This is a genomic window from Aquabacterium sp. A08, assembly GCF_011742065.1.
In genome coordinates this window covers 1-6,838 of the sequence record NZ_JAAQQT010000669.1, presented here as the reverse complement: position 1 = coordinate 6,838, position 6,838 = coordinate 1, and the positions used below count along the sequence as shown (strand labels likewise).

Below are 6,838 nucleotides of genomic sequence, written 5' to 3'. Positions count from 1 at the left end.
GCCGTGGCCGCGGCACAGGCCAGCGGCCCATTCGCCGCAGCGGTCAACCTGCGCTTCGTGCCCAAGTCGCAGTACGCCAGCACGCCGCTGGCCGACGGCGACCAGATCGAAATCATCGCCCCGGTCACCGGCGGCTGAACGCCCATGAACCCCATCCTTGCCCACGACCCCCTGACGCTGTACGGCGACACCTTCGCCAGCCGGCTGATGCTGGGCACCGCCCGTTACCCCTCGCCGGCCGTGCTGGAACAGGCGGTGGCGCTGGCCACGCCGTGCATGCTGACCGCTTCGCTGCGCCGCCAAACGGCCCAGGTCGGCGGCGGTCTGGACACCACCCAAGGCTTCTGGCCCCTGCTGCAGCACATGCGGGTGCCGGTGCTGCCCAACACCGCCGGCTGCCACACGCTGCAAGAAGCGATCACCACCGCCGAGATGGCGCGCGAGGTGTTCGAGACCGACTGGATCAAGCTGGAACTGATCGGCGACGACTACACCCTGCAACCCGACACCCTGAACCTGGTGGCGGCGGCCGAACGGCTGGTCCAGAGCGGCTTCAAGGTGCTGCCTTACAGCACCGACGACCTGGTCCTGTGCCAGCGCCTGGTGGACGTGGGCTGCCAGGCGGTCATGCCCTGGGCCGCACCCATCGGCACCGGCAAAGGCCCCATCAACCCCTACGCCCTGCGCACCCTGCGCGAACGGCTGGAGGTGCCATTGATCGTGGACGCCGGCCTGGGCCTGCCCAGCCACGCCTGCCAAGTGATGGAATGGGGCTTTGACGCGGTGCTGCTGAACACCGCCGTGGCCCTGGCGCGCGACCCGGTGGCCCTGGCCGGCGCCTTTGCCGACGCGGTGCGCGCCGGACGCAGCGCCTTCCTGGGTGGCGCCATGAGTCCGCAGGACAGCGCCCAGCCCAGCACCCCGGTGCTGGGCACCCCCTTTTGGCACCACGCCTGAACCCATGACCCCCAGCCACGAACGGGTGCAAGCCCTGGCCCAGCCACACGCGGCGTTGGGCCTGCCGTCCCACGCCGACCCCCACGCCTCGGCGTCCGACGACGGTGTGCGCGCCATCGCCCACGCCGCCGCGCGGCGCCTGGGTTTCATCGAAGCCGACGCCGCCTGCATCGCCGCCGCCTGGGCACGGCAAACCGAACGCACCGGCGGCTTCGACCCCCTGTGCTGGCCCAGCGAGCCCACCGACTTCGGCCTGGCCGACGCCCAGGCGCCCGCCTTCCCCGCTTGCCCCCACGAACTCGGCGTGTATGCCGTGTTGCCCGATGCCGCCTGGGTGCGGCGCATGGCGGTGGCCGGGCTGCCCACGGTGCAACTGCGCTTCAAGTCCAGCGACCGTTCGGCCATCCGGGCCGAGGTGGCGGCCGCGGTGGCGGCCGTGCAAGGCACCGGCAGCCTGCTGTTCATCAACGACCACTGGCGCGAGGCCATCGACGCGGGCGCCTACGGCGTGCACCTGGGCCAGGAAGACCTAGACGCACTGCCGGCCGAAGCCCTGACCGCACTGCGCGCCAGCGGTGTGCGGCTGGGGGTGAGCACGCACGGTTACGCCGAAATGCTGCGCGCCGCGGCCGTGCGGCCCAGCTACCTGGCACTGGGCGCGGTGTTCCCCACCACCCTCAAGGCCATGGCCACCCCACCGCAAGGGCTGGCCCGCCTGGCCGCCTACGCCCGCTTGATGCGCGACTGGCCGCTGGTGGCCATCGGCGGCATCGCCCTGGAACACCTGCCCGCCGTGGCGGCCACCGGCGTGGGCAGCTTTGCCGTGGTGCGCGCCATCACCGGCGCGGCCGATCCGGAAGCGGCCGCCCGGGGGCTGGTGGAAGCATGGAACGCCGCGCGGGCAAAAAAGTGCCCGCCCTTTGCTGAAAGCCCGAAAAACTCACTATAATCTGGGGCTGTTCCCCGATAGCTCAGTCGGTAGAGCGCCGGACTGTTAATCCGTAGGTCCCTGGTTCGAGCCCAGGTCGGGGAGCCAAAATACCGTTACGAATCAAGCCCTTGCAGCGATGTGAGGGCTTTTTTCTTGGGGCTTCAGTTCCCCAAAATCAGACTTTTTCCCCAAAAGCCCGACCGTACCGTGTGACAGGTCTGCAACGATAGCTGACGATGGCGATCACGCACTGCGCCCACGACTTTGACCACATTACAGTCAATGAGCCAACCCACCTGAAGCCAAAGGAGTCACTGGTTTTCGATGGGCATTGCAAGCCTGGCTATCAGATGCACGCCATAGTAAAAGAAATTCGAGTCCAGACCATGAAGTCGGCCAAGCTAGGCGAGCTACATCGTCGCGCCCGTTGATAATTGGGGCGACCAAATACTGGAGGCCTTGTGTCTGATCTTTCCGCCGATATCTCACCCGCTCAGGCTACCACGACTGTCATCCAGCTAACGATCGAGTTGCTTCGCTCAGAGGCCACTCTGTTCTCAGAGATGGAGAGCAACCACGCCGAGCCATCGCTATATGGCGTGTCGGATGGAAAAGCCATCGGCACCTACCTTGAACACAAGTTTCGTGCGCACCTTACGAGCAAGAAGTACTCCTACCAGATGGGGAATGCAGCCAACGGCTTGGACTTCCCGGGCTTGGACGTGGACATCAAGGTCACGAGCGTCAAGCAACCCCAGTCGTCCTGCCCTTTCCGCTCGATTCGCCAGAAGGTGTATGGGCTCGGGTATTCGCTGCTCGTGTTCGTTTACGACAAGGCCGACGACGCCGCCACGAAAACCGCGGTGCTCAAGATGGTGAGCACGGTGTTTGTCGAAAAGGACCAGACGGCCGACTACGCAATGACAAGCGGGATACGGAAGATCGTTGCCGATGGCAAGACTGATGGTGACAGCGTCGACGTAATTAAACAAGAGCTGATGGCCCACATGGAGGCTCGCGCCTTGACCTCCGAAGAACACGAGTTGCGAACTCTTGCAGATGCCATCATGGAAAGGCTGCCCGAACAGGGTTACCTGACGATCTCGCCCGCCATGCAGTGGCGACTGCAATACAAACGTGTCATGGAAAAGGCAGGCACTGTCAATGGCGTGTTGTCTGTATACAAAACCCAACCCATCGGTTCTGAAGATTTATGAGCGACGAGCGCAAGCGCCGGGCGGAGTTCGGCGACTGGCAAACTCCTTCCGATCTTGCGCGTGCATCGTGTGCGAAAATTATCGAGCTTGGAATCAATCCAGATGTAATTATCGAGCCGACTTGCGGTGTGGGTGCGTATATCCTCGCAGCTAAGGAAGCGTTTCCAAAGGCGAAAGCAATTCACGGATACGAGGTCAATCCAGAATATCTCGGCAAGCTGAAGGAGTGCTTGGCCGACACCCCCGATACCAATCACGTAAAGCTTCAAGAAGCAGACTTTTTTTCCCACGACTGGGACGCCAGCCTTAAAGTCGTCGAGGGCTCGCTTCTCGTGATCGGGAATTTTCCCTGGGTGACCAGCAGTCAACAAGGCGCGATTGGTGGGACCAACCTGCCAACCAAATCAAATTTCCAGGGCCATTCCGGCTTTGATGCGATGACGGGCAAGGCCAACTTCGACATTAGTGAATGGATGCTGCTGAAGGTTCTGACTTGGTTTCGCCAGCGATCTGGTGCGATAGGCATGCTTGTCAAGACTGCGGTAGCCCGCAAGATTTTGTCGCAGGCTCAGAAGCAAGGCGCCACGTTGGTAGACGCATTCATGTTCAACATCGACGCCAAGAAGAACTTCAACGCTTCAGTAGATGCTTGCTTCCTCGTGATGCGCTTCGATCCAAATGCCCTGAACGCTACGCATGAATACACTGTGTTCAAGGATTTAAATGCTGAGCAGGGAAACCGCGTTGGACACCGCGACGGCAAAACGGTTGGCGACCTCGATGCCTTTGACGCAAACCGCCATCTGATAGGAGCAGCTCCCCAGAAATGGCGCTCGGGGGTGAAGCACGATCTTTCCTCTGTCATGGAGTTCAGCCGCACTCATGCAGGCTTGGTCAACGGGTTGGGCGAGCTAGTGTCCATAGAAAGCACCTACCTGTATCCTTTATTGAAAGGGTCTGACGTGGGAAGCAACAAGCACTGGCGCGAAAAGTTCGTCTTGGTCACTCAGACTTTTGTTGGCGAATCCACCGAGCGGATCAAAACGCTTGCGCCGCAGACTTGGCAGTACCTCGAGAACCACAGCATTCAGCTTGATGCGCGGGGCAGTTCGATCTACGCCAAGAACCCTCGCTTCTCGGTCTTTGGCGTGGGCGACTACGCCTTCCGGCCTTGGAGGATTGCCATCTGCGCGCTCTATAAGAAACTCGAATTCCGCCTGATCGGTCCAATCGAGGGCAAGCCAGTGATGTTCGATGACACGGTCTACTACATCTCGTTCGATGGTAGCGAGGAAGCTGAGACTGCGCTCGCCCAACTCAATAGTCCGGCAGTACGCGCGCTTATGAGTTCGTTGATCTTTTGGGACGAGAAGCGACCCATTAAAACCTCCATCCTCAACGTCGTGGACTTCGAGAGAGTGGGCGCAGAGGCATCTCAATTCAGCCTAATTTAGCCTAGGGAAGATGGGGTTGGCGGTGAGCCCCTCGGCCGGATACGCCCGCATGAATTCGCGCGCTTTCTCTGGCTGGGTGGCGTTCAGCCAGGCGCCGTACGCACCTTCGTTCAAGATCGCCAGCATGCGTTTTTCGCTGCCGGCATGCCCGTAACGGCGCATCAACGCGTGGCTGTTGGCGTTCACCGTGAGCAGGCAAAAACTGACGATCACCTCGCCCGCCGCACCGGTCCAGGTCTCCCACAGGCCGGCGGCGCCCATGGGTTTGCCGTCGACCCGAGCGATCCGCGTGGGCACGGCTTTGCCGCTGCGCCAGTCGTCCTGGTGAAAGGCCATCATGGGCACGATGCAACGCTGCGCACCCAGCCAGGTACCGCGAAAGTTGTTGGACGTGCTCACGGTCTCCGCGCGCGCGTTGACCAGCTTGGTCGAACGCAGTTTGGCATCCGAAGCGGACTTCACCCAGGGCGGGACCAAGCCGAACTGCCCCACGACGAGTTCGCGTCCGTTCGCGCCTGGAGACGCGTGCTCAACACCTTCGACCGAAGGCGGTACCGGTGGATTGCGGATGAAAACGCCTGGGCGGCGAGGCCAAACCTTGAGACCCACTGTGGCGTCGCTGGGCGCGTCAACTTCAAAAATGTCCCGGTACAGGTGGTCGGGACACAGGCATTCGTATTGGGAACTCATGGTGCCAATGGTAAGCCGAGCGGTTCGGCGTTGTGTCGACATCACCGACAGCCTCGCAGACCGCCCCTGGCACGGGGCTGCCGCCGGTGCGGTTGGCACCGGCTGAAGCTCATTGCGCGGCCTCACTGATCGCACCAGTCACACGCGTGTGAGGTGCACACGCAACCGAAGCCCTACGGGACGGCCCATGCGCCTCAAGCACCGGACTCGACACAAGCGATGCCCCGAATGCACAGCAAGAACGGGGCGAACTGCCTGTCGGCCACCATCCACCCCACCTGGCTCACCCGCTCCGGGGCCAGTGGCGCAGCCGGCTGCGGGAGGCGCCGCCCATGATGCGGCCACCGATCGGTCGCCAGCCCTGACAGGACTCCGGCGACGAGAAAAACACCTCCACGCTCATGCGGCCGGGGTAAAGCGCGGGAATGGGCCATCGGCGGCGGCCACCACCGCTGCCAAGGCCGGCCGCTTCTGCATGCAAGCCGCGAACAGCGCACTCCCCGTCCACCCCTGTAGCCATGCCCTGACCCTGGGCAGCGGCAAACCCTCGAACCACCCGGGGTCCACCGCCGCGAACTGCCGCACGAACGGGAAGATGCCAATGTCGGTCGCGCAGGGCGTTGGGCCACCGATGAACGGGTGGTCCCTGAGCCGGACTTCCAGCGGCCACAGGAACACGTCCAATGCCTGCTGGCGGTGGAACTGCTGCAGCGCGGGCTTGTCTTCGGGGCCGACCTGCCCATAGCGCTCAGGGTACTTGTAACGGTCGAGGTGGTGCTTGAAGTCGCGATCGTTGCGTTGCAAGAGCGCCTGGTGCTCTGGGGTGCTGGCTTGGTGCCACCAGAACTGCGCGTCGCCCATGGCATCCGGATGGTTCAGTGCCCACCCGACGATGTCCCAGCTCTGCTCCAACACCCGGCCGCCCGGCAGCACCAGAACGGGCACCGTGCCCTTGGGGGAGGCGGCCAGCAGGGCGGGCGGTTTGTGGCGCAGCGCAATCTCGTGGGCATCAAACGGGATGCCGGCGATGAGCAGCGCCATCCTGGCCCGCATGGCGTACGGACAGCGTCGGTAGGTGTAAAGCAGGGGCCGGTCGCTTGCCATGCATTGCCGTCAAAGGGGACCCAAGTGTTGCCGAAGCCGGGCGGCGTAGGCTTCCAGGGTTGGCCACCCCGGTTCTTTCCTGGGCCAGGTCAAGGCGATGCCATCGTTCGCGTGGCGCGGCACGACGTGCAGGTGCACGTGGAACACCGTCTGGTCGCCCTCCTTGCCGTTGGCCTGCAAAAGGGTGATGCCGGGCGGGTCGAAGGTCTGCTGGACCGCATGCGCCATGCGGTGCGCCGTTCGCATCAAGGCGGCCGCCTCGTCGGGGGTGCAGTCGAGCAAGGTGGCGGCGTGGCGTTTCAAGGCCACCAGCAGGTGTCCGGGGTTGACCTGGCCGAGGTCCATGAAGGCCAGGGTCTGCGCGTCTTCGTAGACGCGGGCGCTGGGAATGTCGCCGGCCACGAGTTTGCAGAAAATGCAGACGCCGGGCGGCGACGGGTCGATGAACTTGGGCATGCAGGCATCATACAAAGTGACGGTTTCCG

The 6,838-nt window shown here is 63.2% G+C and carries 8 protein-coding genes and 1 tRNA gene; 6 read left to right on the top strand and 3 right to left on the bottom strand.

Annotated features, from left to right (window positions below):
- Positions 1-3 precede the first annotated feature (3 nt).
- The 6 genes from thiS (at position 4) to HA630_RS16635 (ending at position 4,559) form a co-directional block, all read left to right on the top strand.
- Positions 4-138, top strand: a complete 135-nt coding sequence (gene thiS / locus HA630_RS16660; RefSeq protein ID WP_371809271.1) for a sulfur carrier protein ThiS — start codon at positions 4-6, stop codon at positions 136-138.
- Positions 139-144: 6 nt separating this feature from the next.
- On the top strand, positions 145-957 hold the full coding sequence (locus HA630_RS16655) for a thiazole synthase (RefSeq protein WP_166836104.1): 813 nt from the start codon (positions 145-147) through the stop codon (positions 955-957).
- A gap of 4 nt (positions 958-961) precedes the next feature.
- Positions 962-1,906 (top strand): thiamine phosphate synthase, encoded by a 945-nt coding sequence (locus HA630_RS16650; RefSeq protein WP_166836102.1) that lies wholly within the window; start codon positions 962-964, stop codon positions 1,904-1,906.
- A gap of 11 nt (positions 1,907-1,917) precedes the next feature.
- A tRNA-Asn gene (locus HA630_RS16645) sits at positions 1,918-1,993 on the top strand.
- Positions 1,994-2,349: 356 nt separating this feature from the next.
- Positions 2,350-3,105 (top strand): hypothetical protein, encoded by a 756-nt coding sequence (locus HA630_RS16640; RefSeq protein ID WP_208300128.1) that lies wholly within the window; start codon positions 2,350-2,352, stop codon positions 3,103-3,105.
- A complete protein-coding gene (locus HA630_RS16635) occupies positions 3,102-4,559 on the top strand; it encodes an SAM-dependent methyltransferase (protein ID WP_166836116.1) in 1,458 nt (485 codons plus the stop codon). The genes HA630_RS16640 and HA630_RS16635 overlap by 4 nt, the downstream gene beginning before the upstream one ends.
- Here the strand turns inward: HA630_RS16635 and HA630_RS16630 are convergent.
- From HA630_RS16630 to HA630_RS16620, 3 genes are all read right to left on the bottom strand, one after another.
- Positions 4,551-5,249 (bottom strand): SOS response-associated peptidase, encoded by a 699-nt coding sequence (locus HA630_RS16630; RefSeq protein WP_166836114.1) that lies wholly within the window; start codon positions 5,247-5,249, stop codon positions 4,551-4,553. The genes HA630_RS16635 and HA630_RS16630 overlap by 9 nt on opposite strands.
- A gap of 399 nt (positions 5,250-5,648) precedes the next feature.
- Complete coding sequence (locus tag HA630_RS16625; RefSeq protein ID WP_166836039.1) at positions 5,649-6,353, bottom strand: glutathione S-transferase; 705 nt, start codon at positions 6,351-6,353, stop codon at positions 5,649-5,651.
- Positions 6,354-6,362: 9 nt separating this feature from the next.
- On the bottom strand, positions 6,363-6,809 hold the full coding sequence (locus tag HA630_RS16620) for an HIT family protein (protein WP_166836037.1): 447 nt from the start codon (positions 6,807-6,809) through the stop codon (positions 6,363-6,365).
- Between the last annotated feature and the right edge of the window lie 29 nt (positions 6,810-6,838).